Genomic DNA, 23428 nt, shown 5'->3' on the forward strand with positions numbered 1-23428 from the left:
TCACTTACCACTCTTTCCGGCCTTGCGGCGGACGACCTCGCCGGAGTAACGCACACCCTTGCCCTTGTAGGGTTCGGGCTTGCGCAGCTTCCGGATGTTGGCCGCCACCTCGCCCACGGCCTGCTTGTCGATGCCGCGGACGTGGAGCTTGTTGTTGCCCTCGACCTCGAACGAGATCCCTGCGGGCGGGTCGACGGTGATGGGGTGCGAGTAGCCGAGCGCGAACTCGACCGAGCTGCCCTTCGCCGCCACGCGGTAACCGGTTCCGACGACCTCGAGGCTCTTGGAGTAGCCGTCGGTCACGCCGATGATCTGGTTCGCGATGAGGGTGCGGGTGAGGCCGTGCAGCGAGCGCGACTCGCGCTCGTCGTCGGGACGGGTGACGAGCACCTGGCCGTCCTCGAGCTTGACCTCGATGGGGCTCTTGACGGTGAGCGCGAGCTCGCCCTTGGGGCCCTTGACGCTGACGTCCTGGCCGTCGATCGTCACGGTGACGCCGGCGGGCACGTCGATGGGAAGGCGTCCGATACGAGACATCTCAGCTCACCACACGTAGGCGAGGACTTCCCCGCCGACGCCCTTCTTGCTCGCCTCGCGGTCCGTGAGGAGCCCCGAGGAGGTGGACAGGATCGCCACGCCGAGGCCGCCCAGCACGTGGGGGATCTCGGTGGACTTCGCGTAGACGCGCAGACCCGGCTTGGAGACGCGCTTGATGCCGGCGATCGACCGCTCGCGGTTGGGGCCGTACTTGAGGTCGATGGTCAGGGTGTGGCCCACGCGGGCCTCCTCGACCTTCCACCCGGCGATGTAGCCCTCGCGCTGGAGGATCTCGGCGATGTGGGTCTTGAGCTTGCTGCTCGGAAGCGAGACCGTGTCGTGGTACGCACGGTTCGCGTTGCGCAGACGGGTCAGCAGGTCTGCGACCGGATCTGTCATCGTCATTTCGTTGTTTTCCTTATCTCAATCGGTTTCGACACCCGGTACACCCGATGCCGACCTGTTTGATGAACCCGCGAGCGGGCCTTACTCCGCCTTGAACGGGAAGCCGAGCGCGCGGAGCAGAGCCCGGCCCTCGTCATCCGTCTTGGCGGTGGTCACGACCGTGATGTCGAAGCCGCGCACGCGGTCGATCTGGTCCTGGTTGATCTCGTGGAAGATCGACTGCTCGGTGACACCGAAGGTGTAGTTGCCGTTGCCGTCGAACTGCTTGGGGTTGAGCCCGCGGAAGTCGCGGATGCGCGGCAGCGCGAGCGACAGCAGGCGGTCGAGGAACTCCCACGCGCGGTCGCCGCGGAGCGTCACGTGGGCGCCGATCGGCATGCCCTCGCGCAGCTTGAACTGGGCGATCGACTTGCGGGCCTTGGTGACCTGCGGCTTCTGGCCGGTGATGAGGATGAGGTCCTTGACGGCCCCGTCGATCACCTTGGAGTCGCGGGCGGCCTCGCCGACACCGGTGTTGACGACGATCTTCACGAGGCCCGGCACCTGCATGGGGTTCGCGTAGCCGAACTCCTCGGTCAGGGTCTTCGTGATCTCGTCACGGTACTTCTGCTTGAGGCGGGGCTGGTTCTTGCCAGCCACCGCGGCAGTCGCGTTCGCCATTTAGAGCTTCTCTCCGGACTTCTTCGCGTAGCGCACGCGAACGGTCTTCTTCACGCCGTCCTTCTCGACGGTCTCCTCACGGAAACCCACGCGGGTCGGCTTCTTGGTCTTGGGGTCGACGAGCGCCACGTTCGAGATGTGGATGGGCGCCTCGTGGGTCTCGATGCCACCGGTCTTCGTGCCGCGCTGGGTCTGGCCCACGCGGACGTGCTTGGTGACGTAGTTGATGCCCTCGACGACGACCCGGTTCTTCTCGACCTGGACCTCGATGACGCGACCCTGCTTGCCCCGGTCACCGCCGCGGGCCTGCGAGGGTCCGCTGATGACCTGGACGAGGTCGCCCTTCTTGATGTTCGCCATGACTAAATGACCTCCGGGGCCAGCGAGATGATCTTCATGAACTTCTTGTCGCGAAGCTCACGACCGACCGGGCCGAAGATGCGGGTGCCACGGGGGTCCCCGTCGTTCTTCAGGATCACGGCGGCGTTCTCGTCGAACTTGATGTACGAGCCGTCGGGACGGCGCGTCTGCTTCCTGGTGCGGACGACGACCGCCTTGACGACGTCGCCCTTCTTCACGTTGCCGCCGGGGATCGCGTCCTTGACCGTGGCGACGATGACGTCACCGAGGCCCGCGTAGCGACGGCCGGAGCCGCCGAGCACGCGGATGGTGAGGAGCTCCTTGGCGCCGGTGTTGTCGGCGACCTTGAGGCGGGATTCCTGCTGGATCATGGGTTACTTCGCCTTCTCCACGATCTCGACGAGACGCCAGCGCTTCGTCGCCGAGAGCGGACGGGTCTCCGAGATGACGACGAGGTCGCCGATGCCGGCGGTGTTCTGCTCGTCGTGGGCCTTGATCTTCGAGCTGCGGCGGATGACCTTGCCGTACAGCGGGTGCTTCACGCGGTCCTCGACCTCGACGACGATGGTCTTGTCCATCTTGTCGCTCGTGACGTAGCCACGGCGCACCTTGCGGTAGCCGCGGGCGTCCGCGTCCTTGACGTCGTGGGCGGCGGACTCGTGTCCGGCGGCCTTCGTCGCCGGCTTCGCGGCGGCCTTCTTGGTCTCAGCCATTACTTGTTCGCCTCCTCAGCGGTCTCATCGGCGGGGGCCTCGGCGGCCTCCGACTTCTTGGCCTTGGCCTTGGTGGCCTTGGCGGGCACCTCGATGGGGGCGGGCGTGGCACGGATGCCGAGCTCGCGCTCACGGATGACGGTGTAGATGCGCGCGATGTCGCGCTTCACGGCACGCAGGCGGCCGTGGCTCTCGAGCTGACCGGTGGCGGCCTGGAAGCGCAGGTTGAACAGCTCCTCCTTGGCCTTCTTCAGCTCGTCGACCAGGCGGTCGTCCTCGAAGGTGTCGAGCTCTGCCGGGGCGAGCTCCTTGGATCCGACGGCCATTATGCGTCGCCCTCCTCGCGCTTGATGATGCGTGCCTTGAGCGGCAGCTTGTGGATGGCCCGGGTGAGCGCGCCGCGGGCGAGCTCCTCGCTGACGCCGGAGACCTCGAAGAGGACCCGGCCGGGCTTGACGTTGGCGACCCACCACTCCGGCGAACCCTTACCGGAACCCATGCGGGTCTCGGCCGGCTTCTTGGTGAGCGGACGGTCGGGGTAGATGTTGATCCACACCTTGCCGCCACGCTTGATGTGACGGGTCATGGCGATACGAGCGGACTCGATCTGGCGGTTGGTCACGTAGGCGGGGGTGAGCGCCTGGATGCCGAACTCGCCGAAGCTGACCTTCGTGCCGCCGGTGGCCTGCCCGGAACGACCCGGGTGGTGCTGCTTGCGGTGCTTGACCTTGCGGGGAATGAGCATGATTACGCCTCGACTCCTGCGGCGGCCTCGGCCCGGGGGCCACGACGCGCGCCGTCACGACGCTCGGGGCGGGCCGACTTCTGGGCGGCCTGCTCGCGAGCGAGTTCCTTGTTGGTGATGTCGCCCTTGTAGATCCAGACCTTCACGCCGATGCGGCCGAAGGTGGTCTTGGCCTCGTAGAAGCCGTAGTCGATGTTCGCGCGGAGGGTGTGCAGCGGCACGCGACCCTCGCGGTAGAACTCCGAGCGGCTCATCTCCGCGCCGCCGAGGCGGCCCGAGACCTGGATCCGGACGCCCTTGGCGCCGGCGCGCTGGGCACCCTGGAGGCCCTTGCGCATGGCGCGACGGAACGCGACACGGGCGCTGAGCTGCTCCGCGATGCCCTGGGCGACGAGCTGGGCCTCGGCCTCGGGGTTCTTCACCTCGAGGATGTTGAGCTGGATCTGCTTGCCGGTGAGCTTCTCGAGGTCGGCGCGGATGCGCTCGGCCTCGGCGCCGCGGCGGCCGATGACGATACCCGGGCGGGCCGTGTGGATGTCCACGCGGACGCGGTCGCGGGTGCGCTCGATCTCGATCTTGGCGACACCGGCGCGGTCGAGGTTCTTCGTCAGCAGGTTGCGGATCTTGACGTCCTCGGCCACGTAGTCGGCGTAGCGCTGACCGGGCTTCGTCGAGTCGGAGAACCAGCGCGACGTGTGGTCGGTGGTGATTCCCAGACGGAAGCCGTAGGGGTTGACCTTCTGGCCCATTACTTACCTGCCTTCTTCGCAGCAGCCGTGCCGGCGAGCACCGGCTCGTCCGGCGTGGCGAGCACGACGGTGATGTGGCTCGTGCGCTTGTTGATGCGGAACGCGCGGCCCTGGGCACGCGGCTGGAACCGCTTGAGCGTGGTGCCCTCGTCGACGAAGGCGCGCGCGACCACGAGGTCGGCCTCGTCGAGGTAGCTGTTGCTCGCATCCGCCTTCACGCGGGCGTTCGCGATCGCGGACGCCACGAGCTTGTAGACGGGCTCGCTCGCACCCTGCGGGGCGAACTTCAGGATGGCGAGCGCCTCCTGAGCCTGCTTGCCACGGATGAGGTCCACGACGCGACGGGCCTTCTGAGGCGTCACGCGGATGTGTCGCACGCGGGCGATCGACTCCACCATTTCTCTTCCTCCTCGTATCGCCGCGTCAGCGGCGACGACCCTTCTTGTCGTCCTTCTCGTGTCCACGGAAGGTGCGCGTCGGCGCGAACTCGCCGAGCTTGTGACCCACCATGGTCTCGGTCACGAAGACCGGGATGTGCTTGCGTCCGTCGTGGACGGCGATCGTGTGGCCCAGCATCGCGGGCACGATCATCGATCGGCGCGACCAGGTCTTGATCACGTTCTTGGAACCGGCCTCGTTCTGAGTCTGCACCTTGCGGAACAGGTGCTCGTCGACGAAGGGGCCCTTCTTGAGACTGCGCGGCATTCTTCTCTACCTCTACTTGCGCTTCTTGCCGACGGTGCGACGACGGACGATGAGCTTGTCGCTTTCCTTGTTCGGACGGCGCGTGCGGCCCTCCTTCTGACCCCACGGGCTGACCGGGTGGCGACCACCGGAGGTCTTGCCCTCACCACCACCGTGCGGGTGGTCGATCGGGTTCATCGCGACACCGCGGACCGTCGGACGCACGCCCTTCCAGCGCTTGCGACCGGCCTTGCCCCAGTTGATGTTCGACTGCTCGGCGTTGCCGACCTCGCCGATCGTGGCGCGGCAGCGCACGTCGACGTTGCGGATCTCGCCCGAGGGCAGACGCAGCTGCGCGTAGGGGCCGTCCTTGGCGACGAGACGCACCGAGGCGCCGGCCGAGCGGGCCATCTTCGCGCCGCCACCGGGCTTGAGCTCGATGGCGTGGATGACGGTACCCACGGGGATGTTCTTGAGCGGCAGGTTGTTGCCGGGCTTGATGTCGGCGCCGGGACCCGACTCGACGATGTCGCCCTGGTTCAGCTTGTTCGGCGCGAGGATGTAGCGCTTGGTGCCGTCCACGAAGTGCAGCAGCGCGATGCGCGCGGTGCGGTTCGGGTCGTACTCGATGTGCGCGACCTTGGCGTTGACGCCGTCCTTGTCGTTGCGCTTGAAGTCGATGACGCGGTACTGGCGCTTGTGCCCACCGCCGATGTGGCGGGTGGTGATGCGGCCCGTGTTGTTGCGACCACCGGTCTTCGGGAGCGGCTTGAGGAGCGACTTCTCGGGCGTCGAGCGCGTGATCTCCGCGAAGTCGGCGACCGACGAGCCACGACGACCCGGGGTCGTCGGCTTGTACTTGCGAATAGCCATGATTCTCTTCCTGGTCCTTAGCCGACAGCCGTGAAGATGTCGATCGAGCCGGACTTGAGCGTGACGATGGCGCGCTTGGTGTCCTTGCGCTTGCCGATGCCGAACCGGGTGCGGCGGGTCTTGCCGACGCGGTTGATGGTGTTCACCGAGGCGACCTTGACGCCGAAGATCTTCTCGATCGCCAGCTTGATCTCGGTCTTGTTCGAGCGGGGGTCGACGATGAAGGTGTACTTGCCCTCGTCGATGAGCCCGTAGCTCTTCTCGCTCACGACCGGCGCGAGGATGATGTCGCGGGGGTCCTTGTTGTAGCCGCTCACTGGGCAGCCTCCTCGGTCTTGGCGCTCTTCGAGGCCACGAAGGTGTCGAAGGCCGCACGGGTGAAGACGATGTCGTCGGAGACGACCGCGTCGTAGGCGTTGAGCTGGTCGGCGTAGAGCACGTGCACGTAGGCGAGGTTGCGGACGCTGAGCGCGCCGTTGTCGTCGCCGCGGTCGAGGACCACGAGCACGTTCTTCGTCGCACCGAGACCCGAGAGCACCTCGGCGGCGCCCTTGGTCGAGGGCGCGTCGACGCCGAACGAGGAGATGACGTGAAGACGCTCGCCGCGGGCGCGGTCCGAGAGCACGCCGAGCAGGGCCGCGGCGATCATCTTCTTGGGGGTGCGCTGCGAGTAGTCGCGCGGCACCGGTCCGTGCACGACGCCACCGCCGGTGTGCTCGGGGGCGCGGATCGAGCCCTGACGGCTGCGACCGGTTCCCTTCTGCTTGAACGGCTTGCGGCCGGCGCCGGAGACCTCACCGCGACCCTTGGTCTTGTGGGTGCCCTGGCGCGCGGCGGCGAGCTGGGCGGTCACGACCTGGTGGATGAGGGGGACGTTGGTCTGCACGTCGAAGATCGCGCCGGGCAGCTCGACCGAACCGGCCTTCTTGCCCTTGGCGTCGACGACGTCGAGAGTGTTAGCGGCCATGATCAGGCACCCTTCACGGCGTTGCGGACGAAGACGATGCGGCCGCGGGCACCGGGGACGGCGCCCTTGACCAGCAGGAGGCCCTTCTCGGCATCCACCGAGTGGACCTTGAGGCCCTGCACGGTGACGCGCTCGCCACCCATGCGGCCCGCCATGCGCATGCCCTTGAAGACACGGCTGGGGGTCGAGGAGGCGCCGATCGAGCCGGGCTTGCGGTGGTTGCGGTGCGCACCGTGCGAGGCGGAGACGCCCTTGAAGTTGTGGCGCTTCATGACACCGGCGAAGCCCTTGCCCTTGCTCGTGCCGACGACGTCGACGAGCTGGCCGGCCTCGAAGATGTCGACCGCGAGCTCCTGGCCGAGCGAGTACTCGGCGGCGTCGGCGGTGCGCACCTCGGTGAGGTGACGGCGCGGGGTGACCCCGGCGGCCTCGAAGTGGCCGGCGGCGGGCTTGTTGACCTTGCGCGGGTCGATCTGGCCGTAGGCGATCTGGACGGCCTCGTAGCCGTCCTTCTCGACCGTGCGGACCTGGGTCACGACGTTGGGGGTGATCTGGACCACGGTCACGGGCACGAGCTTGTTGTTCTCGTCCCAGACCTGGGTCATGCCGAGCTTGGTGCCCAGCAGACCCTTGGTCGTCTTCACTGCAGACATGGGTTTCCTTCTGGCTTCCGGATCGCTCGGCTAGAGCTTGATCTCGATGTTGACGTCGGCGGGCAGGTCGAGACGCATGAGCGAGTCGACCGCCTTCGGCGTCGGGTCGATGATGTCGATGAGGCGCTTGTGGGTGCGCTTCTCGAAGTGCTCGCGGCTGTCCTTGTACTTGTGGGGCGAACGGATCACGACGACCACGTTCTTCTCCGTCGGGAGGGGCACGGGGCCGACGACGGTCGCACCCGCACGGGTCACGGTGTCGACGATCTTGCGCGCCGATGCATCGAGGCCGGCGTGGTCGTACGACTTCAGCCGGATGCGGATCTTCTGTCCCGCCATGGTCAGCTCTCTTCCTTGTTCCCGTGCGGCACCGATCCCGGCCCGCACATCCGCGCATCCTTCGATGCGCACCGCTGTTCTTCTGTCAATCACCTGGCCCCCGGCGCGACGCGCGCAGGACGCACGTCACCCCACAGGGTTTCGGGATTCGATTGAAGCTTCGTTCTGCTGCCCGCGGCCCAGCCGCTTCCGATCCATCGGACCAGGGGCTGTGCACTGCCAGGACAGTGAGCCGCACACGGATGCGCGGCGTGTTGAACCATGAAAGTCTGCCACACGCCGGCATTTGCTGCAACCCGGGCGTGTCGCGCTCACGGCGGGTTCACGGGGAAGCGGATGCGCGGGTCGCCCCGACGATCGTCCCGCTACGTATGTGGCGGTTTCGGCGCTCCGCCGCGGTTTCGCCGGCGGCGGAGCGCCGAATCCGCAGCGGATCAGCTGATGCGCGGCCGCGCGCGGCCGACCGGGACGCCCACCGAGACGAGGAGCGTGCGGAGGGTGTCGCGATTCATGCCTGCGGCCATCCCCCAGCGGAGGAAGGCGCGCACCCGGCGGCGGATGGCGTCCTCCCGGAGCTTCTCGTCGTACACCACCCGTTCGGCGGAACGTCCGGAGCGGAACGCCGGATCGAGATACTTCTGCTTGCCGTCGAGCTCGGCCGCCGTATCCGCCTCCTCGAAGTAGAAGTCGGTGTCGAACTCGCCGAGCTCGGTGACGAAGGTGCGCTGCAGGATGGGGGCGGGCGCGCCGATGTGCGCGAGGGTCACCCGGCTCGTCGACTCCCCCGCATTCGCCGCACCCGACTCGCCGAACTCGATGCGCGCGAGCGCCCGCACCGAACCGCGCAACGGCAGCGCCGCGCCGAGCAGCTCGAGCAGCTCCTCGCGCGTGACCTCGGTGCGCGCCACCCCGCGCCGATCCACGTGCAGCACGTGATCGATGGCGCTCACCGCGGTCATGACGGATGCCGTCGCCGCGAGATCCACGATCGTGCGGCGCAGCGACGTGACGAGCACGCCGTCGACGGTCGTCACGTCGTCCGGTTCCAGCCGCATCAGATGCGCGCGCACCCCGGCTCGCGCACGGCCGCCTCGCGGGTCGTCGTTGGCGATGTGCACCTCGTGCGGCTGCGGACCCACGTGCGGGAGGCCCCACGCGACGGCCGCCGAGTCGTGCGACAGCACGGGCTGCTCACGGCGGCTGAGCGCGTACCCGCGGACGACGGCGAGATACCTGTCGCGCGCGCCGAGCTGTTCCCACTCCTCGGTGCGCACGTAGATCCCCCGGCGGATGCGGACGAGCTCCCCGCGAGCCGCCGCGCGGCCGGGTCGTCGAAGTCGAAGCGGCTGAGCTCGCGCGCGAGGATCAGTTCGGGATGCGCGGTGTCCTGCATCCCCTCACGATGCCGCGCCCGCGTCGGCGTCCTGCCGCCGTTTCGGGGAGCTGCGCACTCTGCGCCGCACACGCCCCTGGGGAGGAGGGGACGCGCAGGCGGGCTTCGCTACGGTTTCGGCGATCCGCCGTCGGCGGAACCCGCGCGGGGCGCCGAAACCGCAGCAGAACGGGAGCGGGTGAGGCGGCGGGGGCGACCGGAGAGGTAGACGTAGACCGTCGCGAGGACGAGCACGGCACCCAGGATCACCATCCACCAGGGGAAGCCGGGGATCGTGGGCGGATTGCCCGCCGCGTCGACATCGTCCTGCGGGGTGGGCAGGATCCGCTCCCCCGTCACGAGGATGCGGTGACTGTTGATACCGAGAGGGGTGCACGTCACGAGGGTCACGAGATCGCGGTCGGCGACGGGATAGAGCGCCTTCGAGTCCTCGGGCTCGACGACTTCCGTCGTGACCACCTGATAGGTCAGCACCTCGCCGAACACCTCGATCGTGAACGTGTCGCCGATCTGCACCTTGTCGAGGTTGGTGAACAGCTCGGAGGTCGCGAGCCCGCGGTGTCCCGTGAGCACGGAACGCGTGCCGACGCCCCCGACCGGCAACGCGGTTCCCTCGAGGTGCCCGATGCCCTCCTCGAGGGTCGCATCGTCGGTGCCGTGATACACGGGCAGGTCGACTCCGATGACGGGGATCTTGATACGGGCCATGAGGCCCTCCGAGTCGGCGCGCAACAGCTGGTCGTAGCCGAGGTCGGCGCTGTCGGACCCGCCGGCCGATTGCGGGATGCGCTCGTTCGCCGCCACGACCGCGCCGCCGACGAGTGTCGTGTTGTAGCGACGGGCCTGCTCGATCGCGTGTTCGCGCGCGGTCGTGCTGAGATCTTCGACCCCGTCGTCCAGTTCGGTGATGCGGTGCGCCTGCTCCACCTGGGAGAACCAGTTGGCGATCGTCGGCGCGAGGAAGACGAGGGTGCCGAGCACGAAGATCACCACCGTCGCGAACGCGAGCCAGGGCATCCGCCATCCGCCCGCGCGCCGGGATCGGCGGCGGTGGCGGATGGTGGCGACGGTGGTCATGCTCTCCTCACGACGACGGCGGGGGCATCCGTGGATACCCCCGCCATCGTCTCAGTGTCGGATCAGTGCTGCTCGGCCCGCTTGCGGCGGCGGAACGCGACGAACGCGAATCCGAGGGCGAGCGCCATGAGGCCGGCACCCGTGAGGCTGAAGGTCAGCACGCCGTTGCCACCGGTGAAGGGCAGCATCCACGGGTCGACCTGGTAGTTCTCGACGTCCTGGTAGTTGACGCCGGTGCCCGCGTCGGCCGCACCCGCGACGACCGTGACGTCGTGCGGGTTCTCCGCGCTGCCGAGGGTCGAACCGGTCGGCGTGACGTAGCCCGCCGGAGCCGACGACTCGACGAGCATGTAGGCGCCCGGCTTGATGCCCGCGATGTGCAGCGTGCCGTCGACGCTCGTCACCGTCCAGGAGGTCTGACCCCCGATCGTGACGAGCTCGCCCGTGTCGGCGTAGCCGTTGCCGTTGCCGTCGGCGTAGAGCTGGAAGGTCGCGCCGGTGAGCGGCGTCTCGGTCGGGGTCGCTCCTGTCGTCTCGGCGTACTTGAAGACGAGGAGCTCGCCGAACGGCTGCTCGGCGTCGGCGTGCAGCACGGACGAGTTCACGTACGAGGTGACGTCGTTCTCGAGGGTCTCGGTGCCGGGGGTCACGACCGTGGTCGGCACGTCGAACTCGACGTGGCCGCCCTGGGCGTTGTCCTGCAGGTACGTGAGGCCCGCGTTGGTGAACCGCAGTTCGAGCGTGCCGGTCGCGGACGCAGCCTCGTCGATCGTGTACATCGCGGTGGTGAGCCCGGCGAGCGGCGTCGTGCTGCCGGCCGCGTAGGCGCGGACCGCGTAGCCGGAGACATCCGTCGGCAGGGTCGCCGACGTGGCGACGAAGGCGAGCTCGGCCGTGTCGATGGTGTCGACGAGTCGGAACTGGGTCAGGTTCTGCGTGTTCGGCAGGAGCGGAACATCGCTGGCGATCGTCCAGCTCACGTGGCCGGCCTGGGTGTAGAACGCGTCGTCGACGTCGGCGCCGATGACGTCCTTGGTGAGCTCCGTCACACCGTTCTTCGGATACACGTGCACGTCGTAGAGCCACTCGGCGCTGTTGCCGGCGAGGGTGCCGGTCGGGAACGGGATCGTGACCAGGAACGGCAGCGCCGGGTCGATGATGCCCTCGGCGAGCGGGGTGGTCTCCCGCACGAGGTAGAGGCCGAAGCCGAGGTTGGCGAAGGTGGCGACACCGGCGCCGGCCGTCGTCTGGGTGACGGCGGTGGTCAGGGCGTAGCCCGAGGGAAGCGTGGTGGGCGCGCTTGCGGACCATGCGCTCTTGATCGCCTGCGCCTGCGTCCATCCGGCGTTCGTGGTGAGGTCGAGCGAGGCGTTGCCCGGCGACGTCACGACCTCCTGGATCGAGAAGGTCACGCCGTTGATGGTGTCGCCCGACACGGTCACGGGCGTTCCGTTGCCGGCCGTGCTGCCGTTGGAGCTCGAACGCTCGTACTTGGTGATGACGAGCGAGCCGTGGCCGTCCTGGGTGACGTCGATGTTGCCGACGTCGCCCACGGTGTCGGCGGATGCGGAGCCGGCGACACCGGCGACGCCGATGAGGCCGAGGGCGAGTGCGCCGGCGGCGGCGAACGCGCGCCGGGTGCGGCTGTGACGGGTGGTGATGGTCATGTCCATCTCTCTGGTTTCGGGTTCTCAGTGCGTCGGTGATGCGACCGATCCCGATTCCGCGCGCGCAGACGTGCCGAGGCGTGGGCGCACACGGCACACGCCTCGAGAGGTTCGGGTCGGTTGTCGCGCGCACCGGGGTAAGCGGCGCAGGGTCGGGTAAGGGCCCACTGCGACGTTCCGAGTCTAGGAGGGAGCGCTTTCGCCGCTCGCCCCCCCGTTGTGGTCGCATCGGTGAGCGCGCAGCAAGGGCGATGGGAGCGCTGTCTACACTTGCCCCGTGTCCCGACGCCCGCCCGCAGCCCTCATGGCGGTCGTGCTCGCGGCGGCGACGCTCAACGGATGCGCCGCGCCGACGCTGCGGGACGAGGTCGCGGTGCCCGCCGACGCCGCGACTCTCGCGGAGGCGATGGAGCTCGTCGCACCGGGCGGCGTCATCACGATCGCGGCGGGCCGGTACGAGGAGCAGCTCGTCGTCGACAAGACGGACGTCACCATCCGCGGCGAGGACCGCAACGCCACGATCATCGACGGCGGCGGCATCCGCCCCTACGGGATCGTGGGGATCGCCGACGGGGTGCGCATCGAGAACCTGACCGTCACCGGCGCGACCTTCTACGGCGTGCTGATCTCCGGCGTGCACGACGGCGATCAGCCCGCGGAGCCCGGCGGCGACAGCTACACGGGCTGGGACCCCGAGAAGTTCCCCCCGCTGCAGCGCTTCCTCGTCGATCACGTGACTGCCTCCAACAACGGTCTCTACGGGATCTACGCGTTCGATTCGCAGCACGGCGTCATCCGCGATTCCTACGCGTCGGGCTCGGCCGACAGCGGCTTCTACGTGGGCCAGTGCGAGCAGTGCGACATCCTCGTGACGGGCAACGTGGCCGAGCGCAATGCAGTGGGCTTCGAGAACGCGAACGCGAGCGATTCGGTCGTCGTGGTGGGAAACCGCTTCTCCGGCAATCGGGTGGGGATGACCCTGCTGTCGAGCTACCAGGAGGCGTTCACCCCGCAGCGCGGCAACACCGTCGTCGGCAACCTCATCACCGACAACACGGAGGCCGACTCCCCGTCGCAGGCGGACGGGGGCTTCGCGACGGGAGTCGGGATCTCCGGCGGCCAGCGCAACCTGATCGAGCGCAATCGCATCACGGGCAACCCGCGGGCGGCCGTCATCCTCACCAATACGGAGGACATCCCGGCGAGCGGCAACCGCTTCGCCGGCAACATCGTCGACGGCACGGTCGCGATCGCGAACCTCTCCGCCGATCGCACCCCCGCGACCGGCAACTGCTGGGTGGACGCGCCCGCGAGCGCGCCTGCGGAGCTCGCCTCCGCGCTCGCGGCCGGCTGCGCCGGGACCGGCGACGCGCAGCCTGCGACGGCGGAGCTCGCCGGCCCCGCGGTGCCGAAGGGCGTGAGCTTCCTGCGGGTGGCCGCGCCCCGCGACCAGCCGCAGCTCGAACGACCCGTCTCCCGCGAACCGCTGCCCGACGCGATCGAGTTGCCGGACGTGTCGGCGCTCGAGGTGCCGGACGTCGCGCTGTTCGCCGAGCTGTCGGGTTCGCGATGAAGGCACGGAGCGTCGTAGTCGGCGGGCTCGCCGTCGTGCTCATGCTCGTCCTCGCCGCGTGCGGGTCGACGGACGAGCAGCCGGAGGACGGCCCGCGCGCCGTCACGAGCGAGGAGGCGCAGCTGCTCGCCGTCACGCGCTTCCGCAACTTCGACGCAGGAAGCCGTGCCTTCTCGACGTCGATCAGCGTCTCCGGGGTCGCGACCGAACTCACCGGGTGGGTGGACTGGGAGGCGGCGCTCGGCTACGCGACGGCGAGCGGTTCCTTCGACGCGGAGGCGTTGCTGTGGAGCGATGCGACGGTGGGCGCCATCCTGACGACGCCCGACGCGGATGGTTTCCCTGCGATGCCCATCCCGGACACGGACGAGGCCGGTTGGCAGTTCCAGGAGCTCGACCCCGAGGCGTCGCCGCTCTTCGCCCTGCTCGCCACGATCAGCGCGCTCGGCCAGGACCGCCCCGACAACCCCCTGCTCGTGCAGCAGTCGGGCGCACTCCGGCTGCGCTCCGGTGTGATCGACGGCACCGCGGTGACGGTGTTCGCGGCACCGCCGACCGACGAACCGCTCGAGGCCACCGCATCCGCAGATCCGGATGCATCGCCGTTGCGGCTGTGGGTCGACGGCGATGGCCTGCTGCGGCGCGCGGAGGTCCACCTCAACGCGAGTTGGACGGCGGTCGACTTCGGCGCCGACGGCCCGCGTCTTGCGCTGCCGGAAGGGGGATCGTGAGCGACGAGACCGAGCCGACCGAGCTGTCACGGCGAGCCCTCATCGTCGGCGCCGGCGCGACCGCCGCCGCCGTCGGCGGCGCGATCGGGTTCCGAGCCGTCGCGGGCGAGCAGACGCCCGCGACGGGCGTCCCGGCCCTCGGTGCCCAGCAGGCGGGCGTGACGCGCCCCGCAATGCCGCAGCAGCACTGCCTCGTCGTGGTCGCCGATCTCGACACGACCGCGCTGCGCACGACGCTCGGCGCGCTCGGTACGCAGATCGCGCTCATGACCGACCCGTCGCGCGGGCTCGCGGACCTCACCCCCGACGGCCCGGGCGACCTGACGGTCACGGTCGGCATCGGGCCCGGTGCACTCGGGGCGTCCGGTCACTCCGAACTCGCCACGCTCCTCGAGCTCCCCGAGTTCGCGGGAGATGCGGCACTCCCCGCGGACCGCCGCGGCGGCGAGCTCCTGCTCGGTGTGAACGCCTCCGACCCGACGATCCTCGAGCCCGTCGCCTCCTGGTTGATGGAGCAGGTGGGAGGAGCGCGGATGCGCTGGTCCGAGTTCGGCTATCGCGGCACTCCGGTCGAGGGCGTCGGACGCAACCCCTTCGGGTACTTCGACGGCATCATCGTGCCGCGAAGCGAGCAGGAGCTCCGCGACGACGTCATGATCGCCGAGGGTCCGCTCGCCGGCGGCACCATCTGCGTCATGCGCCGGTTCCGGCTCGACGTCGAGGGGTTCCGGCGACTCTCGCCCGCCGAACGCGACGCGACGGTCGGCCGCGAGCAGGCAACCGGGGCTCCCCTGTCGGGCGGCGCACGCGACGACCAGGTCGACCTCGACGCGAAGACGCCCGACGGCGCCCTGCTCGTGCCGGCGCGCGCACACGCCCGGGCCGCCCATCCCTCGTTCACCGGCAGCGCGCTCATGCTGCGACGCAGTTACAGCTACCGCGCATCCGACGACGACCACGGGCATCTGTTCATCTCGTATCAGAATGACGTACAGACCTTCGCACGCACCCAACTACGGCTCGACGAGACCGACGCGCTGATGGCGTTCGCGACTCCGACTGCGACGGCGGCGTTCGCGATCCTTCCGGGGATGCGCGACGGATCGGACCTGGGCGCGTCGCTGTTCTGAGCTGCGCCCGCCCGCCGGTCAGGCCCGGTGCGCCGCCCGCGTGCCCTGCCGCCTGCGCCGCAGCAGCTGCCAGGTGCCGAGACCGAGCCCGATCGCGAGCACGAGCGCCCCGCCGATCGTGAAGAGGTCGCTCGCGGGTCCACCCGCGAAGGGCAGCGCGGGGGGCACGTACGGGTGGTTCGTCAGGGTGAGCGCCACCGCGGCCGTGCTCGAGTTGGCCGTGACGGTGACCCACCCGTTCGCGTCGGGGGTGAGCGACGTCGCGCCGTTGGTCCAGGTGCCTGTGCCCCACGCCCATCCGCCCCAGCTGAAGGGGCCGACGAGCGGCTCGCGCAGCTTCACCACGGTCGCGTACGGCACCGAGAGCGTGAGCGGGGTGCCGACCGCGACGGTCGTGCTCTGCGTCGAGCCGCCGTCGAGGGTGTACTCGATCGGGAAGGTGGTGCCTCCGGGGAGCGTCACGGTCGGCGAGAGCGCCTTGGTGACGGTGACGGTCGTGTAGCTGTTGGCGACGGTGAGTGCGCCCGCACTCGCCGAGAGCACCAGTTGACCGGTGTCGTCGCTCGTGCCGATGTTGGGCGAGAAGGCGACGGCGGCCCCCGGGATGCCGGCCTCGGTGAACCGCAGGGTGTACCCGTAGGGGATGCGCTCCGTCGTCGTGAGCGTCTGTCCGGCGGCCAGCGTGTAGCTCGTCGTCTCGACGGTGACGCGCGACGCGTCGGTCGTCGAGTTCGTTGGCGAGAGCACGTCGTCGCCGCGGAAGTTGGTCGCCGACGAGACGTCGATGGTGAACTGGGCGCCCGGCGGTGCAGTGCCCGCGGCGATCGTCTTGGTGATCGTGTAGGTGCGCAGGGCGACGTAGCCGGCATCGATCGAGTGGTCGTCGTCGCCGAAGTCTCCGACCGTCACGGGGGCGTTGCCGGTCACCGGATCGGGGTTCGAGTCGATGAGGTCGTTGCTGCCCGCCGTGCGGGTCGTGAGTTCGAGTTGGGCCCAGGTGGGAGTCGTGCTGAACGCGGTCGGCGTCGTCCCCGGCCACACGTAGGTGGGCGAGCCTGTCGTCGGTTTCACGAACTTCACGACGTAGTCGCCGTTCTTGGTGAAGCCGGTCGTGGGATCGGTCGCCGCGTCCTGGCTGCGGAAGTAGTAGGTGCCTGCCTGCCCGTTGACGGTCGCCGTCGTCTTGGACGCGCCCACCTGGCTCACCGGGTTCCCGCTGCTGTCTGCCGTCCACAGCTGCACGGTCAGCCCGTTGAGGGCAGGCTCGTCGGCATCCTGGATGCCGTCGGCGTCCGCGTCATACCAGGCGCGGTTGCCGATCTCGACGGGCGCATCCGAGAGCAGCACGGCGACCCCGCCGATGCCGCCGCCCTTGCCGAAGTACATGTCGTTCTGCGTGTACTGGTTGAAGCCGTCGATGCCGTGGCCGTCGGTGAGGTCGAGGAAGCGGTTGCCCGCCGAGTTGTAGGACGTCGCCGCGTCGTACGAGGAGGTGACCACCTGGGCGATGCCGGGGAGTGCGGCGACCGCGCCGAGCGTGGTCTCGTCGTGCACGACGCCCTGACCGTCGATGCCGCCGGCGCCGTCGTAGCGCAGGCTGTCCTCGAAGAACTCCCGACCGCCATGCTGGATGTTGCGCCGCGTCCACTGCTCGCTCGTGGTCGCGACGGTCCCCCCGTAACCGGGCTGACGCGCGGCCGCCTCATTGCCGGCCGTCATCACGGTCAGCAGTGTCGGCGCGGTCGCGCCCGCCTGGCTCGCACCGTTCTCGAGAGAGAAGGCGCCGGTGCTCGAGACACCCGCGTAGAGGGTGTCGCCGACCGGAGTCGCGACGACGAGGTTCGTCTGATTGGGCCAGGGGTCCTTCTCACCCGACTGCAGGCTGAAGCGGTCGGCCAGGCCGATCAGCATGTTGCCGCCGTCGTCGAAGTCGAGTCCCGAGAGGATCGCCTGACCGTAGGCGCTCAACTGCCAGGTGGTCCAGGTGGAACCGAGATTGGACGCCGTGTAGAGGGTCGCCGGGTTGCTCTCCCACGCGTGCCACTGCGCCTGCGTCTGACCCGTGGTCGGGGCGGCGGTACTCCATGCGATGCCCCGCTGGTACCCGAGCGAGAACGACAGCTCCTGCGTCCAGCCGCTCGTCGACCCGACGGGCAGCGACAGCACCCGGGCCGTCAGACCGTTCTCGTTCGCGACGCCGAGGTAGATCCGCCCCTGGTGCACCGAGATCGCCCACGGCCGCTCGCCCGACGCCAGACCCGTGGAGATGAGGGTGGGCGCGGCGCTCGGCGTCGGGATGGTGGCGTTCGTCGAGAAGGCGAGCGTGCTGAGCGCGTAGCGGTACACATTGCGGTCGTACAGGTTCACGACGTAGAGGTAGCCGTCGTCGTAAGCGATGCCGCCGATCCCCTGGGTGCCGGCGGCGGCGAAGGCGCCCGAGTCGGGCGCTTGACCCGTGTCGGTGTTGCTGGAGTTGAGGTCGGCCGTCGTGCGTGTGAAGGTGCCGTAGCTCGGCATGCCCGTGCCCGCCAGGTTGATGCGCTCGACCGTCGCGGTGCCGGTGCCGACCCGTGCCCCCGTGGTGGAGTTCGCGGTCACCGACATCCGATAGAGCCCCGCGAGTCCCGCCGGGCCGAGCCCCGAGTGCCGCTTCACGACGGCGGAGGCGTACACGTAGTAGCCCTCGTTGGCGGTCGAGCTCGTGCGGGGCAGGGCCTGCATCGCGACGCCCCAGGTCGCTCCGACCTGGGAGAACGTCGCGACGGTCGACGCCGCAGTGGTCGCGGCGGTGTTCGTCGCCGCCGCGCGCGTGATGTAGGTGATCGCGGATGCGCCCGAGGAGTTGCCGTTGTACGTGCCGACGGCCTGCACGGCGGTGATGATGGGCGTCGCCGTCGACTTGGCGAGGTCGGTCTCCTTGTGAAGGCCGAGGTTCACCTCCGAGGCCCCGTTCGTGCCCGTCGAGACGAACTGGACGCTCGTGTTGGAGGTGTTCGCGGTCGTGGTGGCGGTCGCGGTTCCGCCCCGCGTGGAGTCGGTGAAGCCCGCGGGGTACCCCGTGAACTCGATGCGGAGCGCGGTGTTGTTGCCGAGACCGGACAGTGTGTAGCCGCCGCCACTCGCGGTGGTCGTCGTGCCGACACTGGTGCCGGCGCCGTTGTAGGCGGTCACCGTGACCCCCGCGAGGCCCACCTCGGCGACGCGGTTGCCCGATGCTGTCGCAGCGTAGACCCCGTCGGCGTCGTAGTCCCGGAAGACGCGCCCCGTCACCTGTCCTGCCACGGCCTCCGCGGGGTCGGCGCCGCTTTCGACGACGACCACCGTGGAGGCCAGCACCGCGAATACGCCTACCAATGCGAGGGCACGCCGACGACGCCTGCGCGTCGGGCGCGCGGGCATGATGAGGCGTGCGGGAGGCATGCGACTCCACGGAATCGGGTTGGATGTCGCGCGAGCGTCGGGTAAGAACGCGGGCCAGGGTGGACCCATCCATGCGACCCACCCAGCCTATTGAGGAGACGCGCGGGGTACGGAGCCCCCGAACGGACCATAGAACTGGCTGTCTATGGGGGTACACGCGAAAGGGGCCCGGATCCAACGGATCCGGGCCCCTCGCGATCAGTAACGGACGTTACTTGATGATCTTGGTGACCTTGCCGGCGCCCACGGTGCGGCCACCCTCACGGATGGCGAAGCCGAGGCCCTCCTCCATGGCGATCGGCTGGATGAGCTCGACCGTCATGTCGGTGGTGTCGCCGGGCATGACCATCTCGGTGCCCTCGGGCAGCGTGATGACGCCGGTGACGTCGGTGGTGCGGAAGTAGAACTGCGGACGGTAGTTCGCGTAGAACGGGTTGTGACGGCCACCCTCGTCCTTGGAGAGGATGTACGCGGTGCCCTCGAAGTTGGTGTGAGGGGTGACCGAACCCGGCTTCACGACGACCTGACCGCGCTCGACGTCCTCACGCTTGGTGCCGCGGAGGAGCAGACCACAGTTCTCGCCGGCCCAGGCCTCGTCGAGCTGCTTGTGGAACATCTCGATACCGGTGACCGTGGTCTTCTGCGTCGGGCGGATGCCGACGATCTCGACCTCGGAGTTGATGGCGAGGGTGCCACGCTCGGCGCGACCGGTGACGACCGTTCCACGACCGGTGATGGTGAAGACGTCCTCGATGGGCATGAGGAACGGCTTGTCCTTGTCGCGCACCGGGTCGGGGATGTTCTCGTCGACGGCCTCCATGAGGTCGAGCACCGACTGCACCCACTTCTCGTCGCCCTCGAGAGCCTTGAGGCCCGAGACGCGCACGACGGGGGCGTTGTCGCCGTCGAAGTCCTGCGAGGAGAGGAGCTCGCGCACCTCGAGCTCGACGAGCTCCAGGATCTCCTCGTCGTCGACCATGTCCGACTTGTTGAGGGCCACGAGCAGGTAGGGCACGCCGACCTGCTTGGCGAGCAGCACGTGCTCGCGCGTCTGGGCCATCGGGCCGTCGGTCGCCGCGACCACGAGGATCGCGCCGTCCATCTGGGCCGCACCGGTGATCATGTTCTTGATGTAGTCGGCGTGACCGGGGGCGTCGACGTGCGCGTAGTGGCGCTTCGGGGTCTCGTACTCGACGTGCGAGATGTTGATCGTGATGCCGCGCTGACGCTCCTCCGGAGCCGAGTCGATCGAGGCGAAGTCACGGATGACGTTGACCGACGACGGGTACTTGTCGGCGAGCACCTTCGAGATCGCCGCGGTGAGCGTGGTCTTGCCGTGGTCGACGTGACCGATCGTTCCGATGTTGACGTGCGGCTTGGTCCGCTCGAACTTGGCCTTAGCCACTTGGGGTCCTCCTCAGGACTCTGTTGCAGGCATCCGGATGGATTTCCGGATGCGGTTGCGGGGTTTCGATTTACTTTAGTGGGTGGTCTCGATACGCGCCTACGGCGCTCCTCGACCAGCGGGTGGAGACCACCCAGGACGAACTAGTCGCCCTTGCTCTTCTGGACGATCTCGTCGGCCACAGCCTTCGGGACCTCCGAGTAGGAGTCGAACGACATCGAGTAGACCGCGCGACCCGAGGTCTTCGAGCGCAGGTCGCCGACATAGCCGAACATCTCGGACAGCGGGACGAGGGCGCGCACGACCTTGACGCCGGTCGCATCCTCCATCGCCTGGATCTGCCCACGACGCGAGTTCAGGTCGCCGATGACGTCGCCCATGTACTCCTCGGGCGTACGCACCTCGACGGCCATGAGCGGCTCGAGCAGAACGGGGTTCGCCTTGCGCGCGGCCTCCTTGTAGGCCATCGAGCCGGCGATCTTGAACGCCATCTCCGAGGAGTCGACATCGTGGCTCGCGCCGTCGACGAGGGTCGCCTTGACGCCCACCGTCGGGAAGCCGGCGAGCACGCCGACCTGCATCGCGTCCTGGATGCCCGCGTCGACCGAGGGGATGTACTCGCGCGGCACGCGACCACCGGTGACGGCGTTCACGAACTCGTACGAGGTCTCCGGGGTCACCTCGAGCGGCTCGAGCGTGATCTGCACCTTCGCGAACTGGCCGGATCCACCGGTCTGCTTCTTGTGGGTGTAGTCGTACTTCTCGACCGTCTTGCGGATGGTCTCGCGGTAGGCCACCTGGGGCTTGCCGACGTTCGCCTCGACGTTGAACTCGCGCTTCATGCGGTCCACGAGGATGTCGAGGTGCAGCTCGCCCATGCCCTTGATGACCGTCTGACCGGTCTCCTGGTTCTGCTCGGTGCGGAACGTCGGGTCCTCTTCGGCGAGCTTCTGGATCGCGGTGCCCAGCTTCTCCTGGTCGGCCTTCGTCTTGGGCTCGATCGCGACCTCGATGACGGGCTCCGGGAAGGTCATCGACTCGAGGATGATCGGGTGCGCCGCGTCGCTCAGGGTGTCACCGGTGGTGGTGTCCTTGAGGCCGATGACGGCGTAGATGTGACCGGCGGTGACCGAGGGCACCGGGATCTCCTTGTTGGCGTGCATCTGGAAGATCTTCCCGATGCGCTCCTTCTTGCCCTTGGTCGAGTTCACGACCGCGGCACCCGACTCGAGCGAGCCCGAGTAGACGCGGATGTAGGTGAGGCGACCGAAGAAGGGGTGCACGGCGATCTTCGAGACGAGCGCCGAGAACGGCTCCGCGGCATCCGCGTGGCGCTCGAGCACGAGCTCCGGGTCCTTGACGTCGTGGCCCTGGACGGCCGGCACGTCGAGCGGCGACGGCAGGAAGTCGATGACCGCGTCGAGCATCGGCTGCACGCCGCGGTTCTTGAACGCCGAGCCGCAGAGCACCGGGTAGAGCTCGGAGGCGATGGTGAGCTTGCGGATGGCGCCCTTGATCTCGGCGACCGTGAGCTCCTCGCCGCCGAAGTACTTCTCGAGCAGCGCGTCGTCGGACTCGGCGACGGTCTCGAGCAGCACCGCGCGGTACTCCTCGGCCTTGGCCTGGAGGTCGGCGGGGATCTCCTGGATCTCGTACTTGGCGCCCATGGTCACGTCGCCCTTGGCGTCGCCAGGCCAGACGAGCGCGCGCATCTCGATGAGGTCGACGACGCCGACGAAGTCGGACTCGGACCCGATCGGGAGCTGCAGCACGAGGGGCTTGGCGCCGAGGCGGCTGATGATGGTGTCGACCGTGAAGTAGAAGTCGGCGCCGAGCTTGTCCATCTTGTTGACGAAGCAGATGCGCGGCACGTTGTACTTGTCGGCCTGACGCCATACGGTCTCGGACTGGGGCTCGACGCCCTCCTTGCCGTCGAACACGGCGACCGCGCCGTCGAGGATGCGCAGCGAGCGCTCGACCTCGACCGTGAAGTCCACGTGTCCGGGGGTGTCGATGATGTTGATCTGGTTCTTGTTCCAGAAGCAGGTGACGGCGGCGGAGGTGATGGTGATGCCGCGCTCCTTCTCCTGCTCCATCCAGTCGGTGGTCGAGGCGCCGTCGTGCGTCTCGCCGATCTTGTGGTTCACGCCCGTGTAGAAGAGGATGCGCTCGGTCGTCGTCGTCTTGCCGGCATCGATGTGCGCCATGATGCCGATGTTGCGGACCTTCGTGAGGTCGGTGAGCACGTCTTGTGCCACGGGGTGTTCCTTCTTTCGGGAATGTGATTCGGGTGGCCCGGATGCCGCGGCGCGGAGCCTACGGCATCCGGACGACCCGGAGGTTTACCAGCGGTAGTGGGCGAACGCCTTGTTCGACTCGGCCATCTTGTGGGTGTCCTCGCGGCGCTTGACCGCGGCACCGAGGCCGTTCGAGGCGTCGAGGATCTCGTTCTGCAGACGCTCGGTCATCGTCTTCTCGCGACGCGACTTCGAGTAGCTCACGAGCCAGCGCAGCGCGAGGGTGTTCGCGCGGTGCGGCTTGACCTCGACCGGCACCTGGTAGGTCGAACCGCCGACGCGGCGGCTCTTGACCTCGAGGGTGGGGCGCACGTTGTCGAGCGCCTTCTTGAGCACGACGACCGCATCCTGACCGGACTTGGTGCCGACGCCCTCGAGCGCGCCGTAGACGATGCGCTGGGCGAGGTCCTTCTTGCCGTCGAGGAGGATCTTGTTGACGAGCTGGCTGACGACCGGCGACGAGTAGACCGGGTCGGCGACGACGGGGCGCTTGGCCGCGGGTCCCTTGCGAGGCATCTTCCTTAACCCTTCTTCGCGCCGTAGCGGCTACGGGCCTGCTTGCGGTTCTTGACGGCCTGGGTGTCGAGGGCGCCACGGACAATCTTGTAGCGCACGCCGGGGAGGTCCTTCACACGACCGCCGCGGACGAGCACCATCGAGTGCTCCTGCAGGTTGTGGCCCTCGCCGGGGATGTAGGCGGTGACCTCGGTGCCGTTGGAGAGCTTCACACGGGCCACCTTGCGGAGGGCCGAGTTCGGCTTCTTCGGGGTGGTCGTGTACACACGGGTGCACACGCCGCGCTGCTGCGGGTTCGCCTTGAGGGCGGGTGCCTTGGTCTTGGTGACCTTCGGCGAGCGGCCCTTGCGGACCAACTGCTGAATAGTGGGCAAAACTGCTCCTTGTTCGCGCTGCACGGTGACAGCTCATGGTGGGATCCACCGGAATCCGCCCCCGCAGCCAAGCGGCTGCGGGACTGCCGGCGGATATGCCGTGGGGGTCAGCTCCGGCGGATGCCGGGGCCTGGCCCTGTGGGGATTCCGCTGCGTTCCC

At 68.6% G+C, this 23428-nt stretch carries 27 protein-coding genes; 3 read left to right on the plus strand and 24 right to left on the minus strand.

The annotated features are described in order from the left end of the window. From rplF to D7I47_RS04350, 19 genes are all read right to left on the minus strand, one after another. Positions 1 to 537 carry a 50S ribosomal protein L6 gene (gene rplF / locus D7I47_RS04260; protein ID WP_120761897.1) on the minus strand — a complete coding sequence of 179 codons (537 nt, stop codon included), beginning with the start codon at positions 535 to 537 and terminating at the stop codon, positions 1 to 3. 6 nt (positions 538 to 543) lie between these two features. Further along, positions 544 to 942: a 30S ribosomal protein S8 gene (gene rpsH / locus D7I47_RS04265; protein ID WP_120761898.1), complete on the minus strand. Its 399-nt coding sequence runs from the start codon at positions 940 to 942 to the stop codon at positions 544 to 546. An 81-nt stretch (positions 943 to 1023) separates the two neighbouring features. After that, positions 1024 to 1602 carry a 50S ribosomal protein L5 gene (gene rplE / locus D7I47_RS04270; protein WP_120761899.1) on the minus strand — a complete coding sequence of 193 codons (579 nt, stop codon included), beginning with the start codon at positions 1600 to 1602 and terminating at the stop codon, positions 1024 to 1026. After that, positions 1603 to 1962 carry a 50S ribosomal protein L24 gene (rplX, locus tag D7I47_RS04275; protein WP_120761900.1) on the minus strand — a complete coding sequence of 120 codons (360 nt, stop codon included), beginning with the start codon at positions 1960 to 1962 and terminating at the stop codon, positions 1603 to 1605. It abuts the gene before it with no gap. Between the two features lie 2 nt (positions 1963 to 1964). Then, complete coding sequence (gene rplN, locus D7I47_RS04280; RefSeq protein WP_120761901.1) at positions 1965 to 2333, minus strand: 50S ribosomal protein L14; 369 nt, start codon at positions 2331 to 2333, stop codon at positions 1965 to 1967. A gap of 3 nt (positions 2334 to 2336) precedes the next feature. Continuing rightward, the gene (gene rpsQ, locus D7I47_RS15200; RefSeq protein WP_120761902.1) at positions 2337 to 2675 is read right to left on the minus strand and encodes a 30S ribosomal protein S17; all 339 of its coding nucleotides are present in this window, start codon (positions 2673 to 2675) and stop codon (positions 2337 to 2339) included. Next, a complete protein-coding gene (gene rpmC, locus D7I47_RS15205; protein ID WP_120761903.1) occupies positions 2675 to 3001 on the minus strand; it encodes a 50S ribosomal protein L29 in 327 nt (108 codons plus the stop codon). The genes rpsQ and rpmC overlap by 1 nt, the downstream gene beginning before the upstream one ends. Beyond that, the gene (gene rplP, locus D7I47_RS04295) at positions 3001 to 3420 is read right to left on the minus strand and encodes a 50S ribosomal protein L16 (protein ID WP_120761904.1); all 420 of its coding nucleotides are present in this window, start codon (positions 3418 to 3420) and stop codon (positions 3001 to 3003) included. The genes rpmC and rplP overlap by 1 nt, the downstream gene beginning before the upstream one ends. A 2-nt stretch (positions 3421 to 3422) precedes the next feature. Next, on the minus strand, positions 3423 to 4169 hold the full coding sequence (gene rpsC / locus D7I47_RS04300; protein ID WP_120761905.1) for a 30S ribosomal protein S3: 747 nt from the start codon (positions 4167 to 4169) through the stop codon (positions 3423 to 3425). After that, a complete protein-coding gene (gene rplV, locus D7I47_RS04305; protein WP_120761906.1) occupies positions 4169 to 4567 on the minus strand; it encodes a 50S ribosomal protein L22 in 399 nt (132 codons plus the stop codon). Before rplV ends, rpsC begins: the two co-directional genes overlap by 1 nt. A 25-nt stretch (positions 4568 to 4592) precedes the next feature. Then, a complete protein-coding gene (gene rpsS / locus D7I47_RS04310; protein WP_120761907.1) occupies positions 4593 to 4874 on the minus strand; it encodes a 30S ribosomal protein S19 in 282 nt (93 codons plus the stop codon). A 12-nt stretch (positions 4875 to 4886) separates the two neighbouring features. Beyond that, positions 4887 to 5726, minus strand: a complete 840-nt coding sequence (rplB, locus tag D7I47_RS04315; RefSeq protein ID WP_120761908.1) for a 50S ribosomal protein L2 — start codon at positions 5724 to 5726, stop codon at positions 4887 to 4889. A 17-nt stretch (positions 5727 to 5743) separates the two neighbouring features. Beyond that, complete coding sequence (gene rplW / locus D7I47_RS04320) at positions 5744 to 6043, minus strand: 50S ribosomal protein L23 (RefSeq protein ID WP_120761909.1); 300 nt, start codon at positions 6041 to 6043, stop codon at positions 5744 to 5746. Next, positions 6040 to 6693, minus strand: coding sequence for a 50S ribosomal protein L4 (gene rplD / locus D7I47_RS04325; protein ID WP_120761910.1), 654 nt, complete (start codon positions 6691 to 6693; stop codon positions 6040 to 6042). The genes rplW and rplD overlap by 4 nt, the downstream gene beginning before the upstream one ends. Before the next feature lie 2 nt (positions 6694 to 6695). Continuing rightward, positions 6696 to 7346, minus strand: coding sequence for a 50S ribosomal protein L3 (gene rplC / locus D7I47_RS04330; RefSeq protein WP_120761911.1), 651 nt, complete (start codon positions 7344 to 7346; stop codon positions 6696 to 6698). 30 nt (positions 7347 to 7376) lie between these two features. Further along, on the minus strand, positions 7377 to 7685 hold the full coding sequence (gene rpsJ, locus D7I47_RS04335; RefSeq protein ID WP_120761912.1) for a 30S ribosomal protein S10: 309 nt from the start codon (positions 7683 to 7685) through the stop codon (positions 7377 to 7379). Between the two features lie 434 nt (positions 7686 to 8119). Then, entirely contained in the window at positions 8120 to 8959 is an 840-nt protein-coding gene (locus tag D7I47_RS04340) for a hypothetical protein (protein WP_120761913.1), read from the minus strand. A 227-nt stretch (positions 8960 to 9186) separates the two neighbouring features. Continuing rightward, positions 9187 to 10155 (minus strand): class C sortase, encoded by a 969-nt coding sequence (locus D7I47_RS04345; protein WP_227000833.1) that lies wholly within the window; start codon positions 10153 to 10155, stop codon positions 9187 to 9189. Between the two features lie 62 nt (positions 10156 to 10217). Next, the gene (locus tag D7I47_RS04350) at positions 10218 to 11822 is read right to left on the minus strand and encodes a SpaH/EbpB family LPXTG-anchored major pilin (protein ID WP_157981627.1); all 1605 of its coding nucleotides are present in this window, start codon (positions 11820 to 11822) and stop codon (positions 10218 to 10220) included. Between the two features lie 277 nt (positions 11823 to 12099). Here D7I47_RS04350 and D7I47_RS04355 point away from each other — a divergent pair, with 277 nt between their 5' ends. The 3 genes from D7I47_RS04355 to D7I47_RS04365 are packed head-to-tail and all read left to right on the plus strand — an operon-like array spanning position 12100 to position 15256. Continuing rightward, positions 12100 to 13395 (plus strand): right-handed parallel beta-helix repeat-containing protein, encoded by a 1296-nt coding sequence (locus D7I47_RS04355; RefSeq protein WP_157981628.1) that lies wholly within the window; start codon positions 12100 to 12102, stop codon positions 13393 to 13395. Continuing rightward, entirely contained in the window at positions 13392 to 14126 is a 735-nt protein-coding gene (locus tag D7I47_RS04360) for a hypothetical protein (protein WP_120761917.1), read from the plus strand. Before D7I47_RS04355 ends, D7I47_RS04360 begins: the two co-directional genes overlap by 4 nt. Next, the gene (locus D7I47_RS04365) at positions 14123 to 15256 is read left to right on the plus strand and encodes a Dyp-type peroxidase (protein ID WP_120761918.1); all 1134 of its coding nucleotides are present in this window, start codon (positions 14123 to 14125) and stop codon (positions 15254 to 15256) included. The genes D7I47_RS04360 and D7I47_RS04365 overlap by 4 nt, the downstream gene beginning before the upstream one ends. Before the next feature lie 18 nt (positions 15257 to 15274). Here the strand turns inward: D7I47_RS04365 and D7I47_RS04370 are convergent, their stop codons facing one another. The 5 genes from D7I47_RS04370 to rpsL all read right to left on the minus strand — a co-directional run bounded on the left by D7I47_RS04370 (position 15275) and on the right by rpsL (position 23268). Further along, the gene (locus D7I47_RS04370; RefSeq protein WP_120761919.1) at positions 15275 to 18592 is read right to left on the minus strand and encodes an SdrD B-like domain-containing protein; all 3318 of its coding nucleotides are present in this window, start codon (positions 18590 to 18592) and stop codon (positions 15275 to 15277) included. A 295-nt stretch (positions 18593 to 18887) separates the two neighbouring features. Then, positions 18888 to 20081, minus strand: coding sequence for an elongation factor Tu (tuf, locus tag D7I47_RS04375; RefSeq protein WP_120761920.1), 1194 nt, complete (start codon positions 20079 to 20081; stop codon positions 18888 to 18890). Positions 20082 to 20224: 143 nt separating this feature from the next. Further along, positions 20225 to 22339: an elongation factor G gene (fusA, locus tag D7I47_RS04380; protein WP_120761921.1), complete on the minus strand. Its 2115-nt coding sequence runs from the start codon at positions 22337 to 22339 to the stop codon at positions 20225 to 20227. Between the two features lie 84 nt (positions 22340 to 22423). After that, on the minus strand, positions 22424 to 22894 hold the full coding sequence (gene rpsG, locus D7I47_RS04385) for a 30S ribosomal protein S7 (protein WP_120761922.1): 471 nt from the start codon (positions 22892 to 22894) through the stop codon (positions 22424 to 22426). A 5-nt stretch (positions 22895 to 22899) separates the two neighbouring features. Beyond that, on the minus strand, positions 22900 to 23268 hold the full coding sequence (gene rpsL, locus D7I47_RS04390; protein ID WP_120761923.1) for a 30S ribosomal protein S12: 369 nt from the start codon (positions 23266 to 23268) through the stop codon (positions 22900 to 22902). Positions 23269 to 23428: the final 160 nt, after the last annotated feature.

Source organism: Protaetiibacter intestinalis, assembly GCF_003627075.1.
GTDB lineage: Bacteria > Actinomycetota > Actinomycetes > Actinomycetales > Microbacteriaceae > Homoserinibacter > Homoserinibacter intestinalis.

Excerpts from the sequence above, each read along its gene's own strand:
- rplF (WP_120761897.1), bottom strand. The coding sequence starts at position 537 with ATGTCTCGTATCGGACGCCTTCCCATCGACGTGCCCGCCGGCGTCACC.
- rpsH (WP_120761898.1), bottom strand. The coding sequence starts at position 942 with ATGACGATGACAGATCCGGTCGCAGACCTGCTGACCCGTCTGCGCAAC.
- rplE (WP_120761899.1), bottom strand. The coding sequence starts at position 1,602 with ATGGCGAACGCGACTGCCGCGGTGGCTGGCAAGAACCAGCCCCGCCTC.
- rplX (WP_120761900.1), bottom strand. The coding sequence starts at position 1,962 with ATGGCGAACATCAAGAAGGGCGACCTCGTCCAGGTCATCAGCGGACCC.
- rplN (WP_120761901.1), bottom strand. The coding sequence starts at position 2,333 with ATGATCCAGCAGGAATCCCGCCTCAAGGTCGCCGACAACACCGGCGCC.
- rpsQ (WP_120761902.1), bottom strand. The coding sequence starts at position 2,675 with ATGGCTGAGACCAAGAAGGCCGCCGCGAAGCCGGCGACGAAGGCCGCC.
- rpmC (WP_120761903.1), bottom strand. The coding sequence starts at position 3,001 with ATGGCCGTCGGATCCAAGGAGCTCGCCCCGGCAGAGCTCGACACCTTC.
- rplP (WP_120761904.1), bottom strand. The coding sequence starts at position 3,420 with ATGCTCATTCCCCGCAAGGTCAAGCACCGCAAGCAGCACCACCCGGGT.
- rpsC (WP_120761905.1), bottom strand. The coding sequence starts at position 4,169 with ATGGGCCAGAAGGTCAACCCCTACGGCTTCCGTCTGGGAATCACCACC.
- rplV (WP_120761906.1), bottom strand. The coding sequence starts at position 4,567 with ATGGTGGAGTCGATCGCCCGCGTGCGACACATCCGCGTGACGCCTCAG.
- rpsS (WP_120761907.1), bottom strand. The coding sequence starts at position 4,874 with ATGCCGCGCAGTCTCAAGAAGGGCCCCTTCGTCGACGAGCACCTGTTC.
- rplB (WP_120761908.1), bottom strand. The coding sequence starts at position 5,726 with ATGGCTATTCGCAAGTACAAGCCGACGACCCCGGGTCGTCGTGGCTCG.
- rplD (WP_120761910.1), bottom strand. The coding sequence starts at position 6,693 with ATGGCCGCTAACACTCTCGACGTCGTCGACGCCAAGGGCAAGAAGGCC.
- rplC (WP_120761911.1), bottom strand. The coding sequence starts at position 7,346 with ATGTCTGCAGTGAAGACGACCAAGGGTCTGCTGGGCACCAAGCTCGGC.
- rpsJ (WP_120761912.1), bottom strand. The coding sequence starts at position 7,685 with ATGGCGGGACAGAAGATCCGCATCCGGCTGAAGTCGTACGACCACGCC.
- D7I47_RS04345 (WP_227000833.1), bottom strand. The coding sequence starts at position 10,155 with ATGACCACCGTCGCCACCATCCGCCACCGCCGCCGATCCCGGCGCGCG.
- D7I47_RS04350 (WP_157981627.1), bottom strand. The coding sequence starts at position 11,822 with ATGACCATCACCACCCGTCACAGCCGCACCCGGCGCGCGTTCGCCGCC.
- D7I47_RS04360 (WP_120761917.1), top strand. The coding sequence starts at position 13,392 with ATGAAGGCACGGAGCGTCGTAGTCGGCGGGCTCGCCGTCGTGCTCATG.
- rpsG (WP_120761922.1), bottom strand. The coding sequence starts at position 22,894 with ATGCCTCGCAAGGGACCCGCGGCCAAGCGCCCCGTCGTCGCCGACCCG.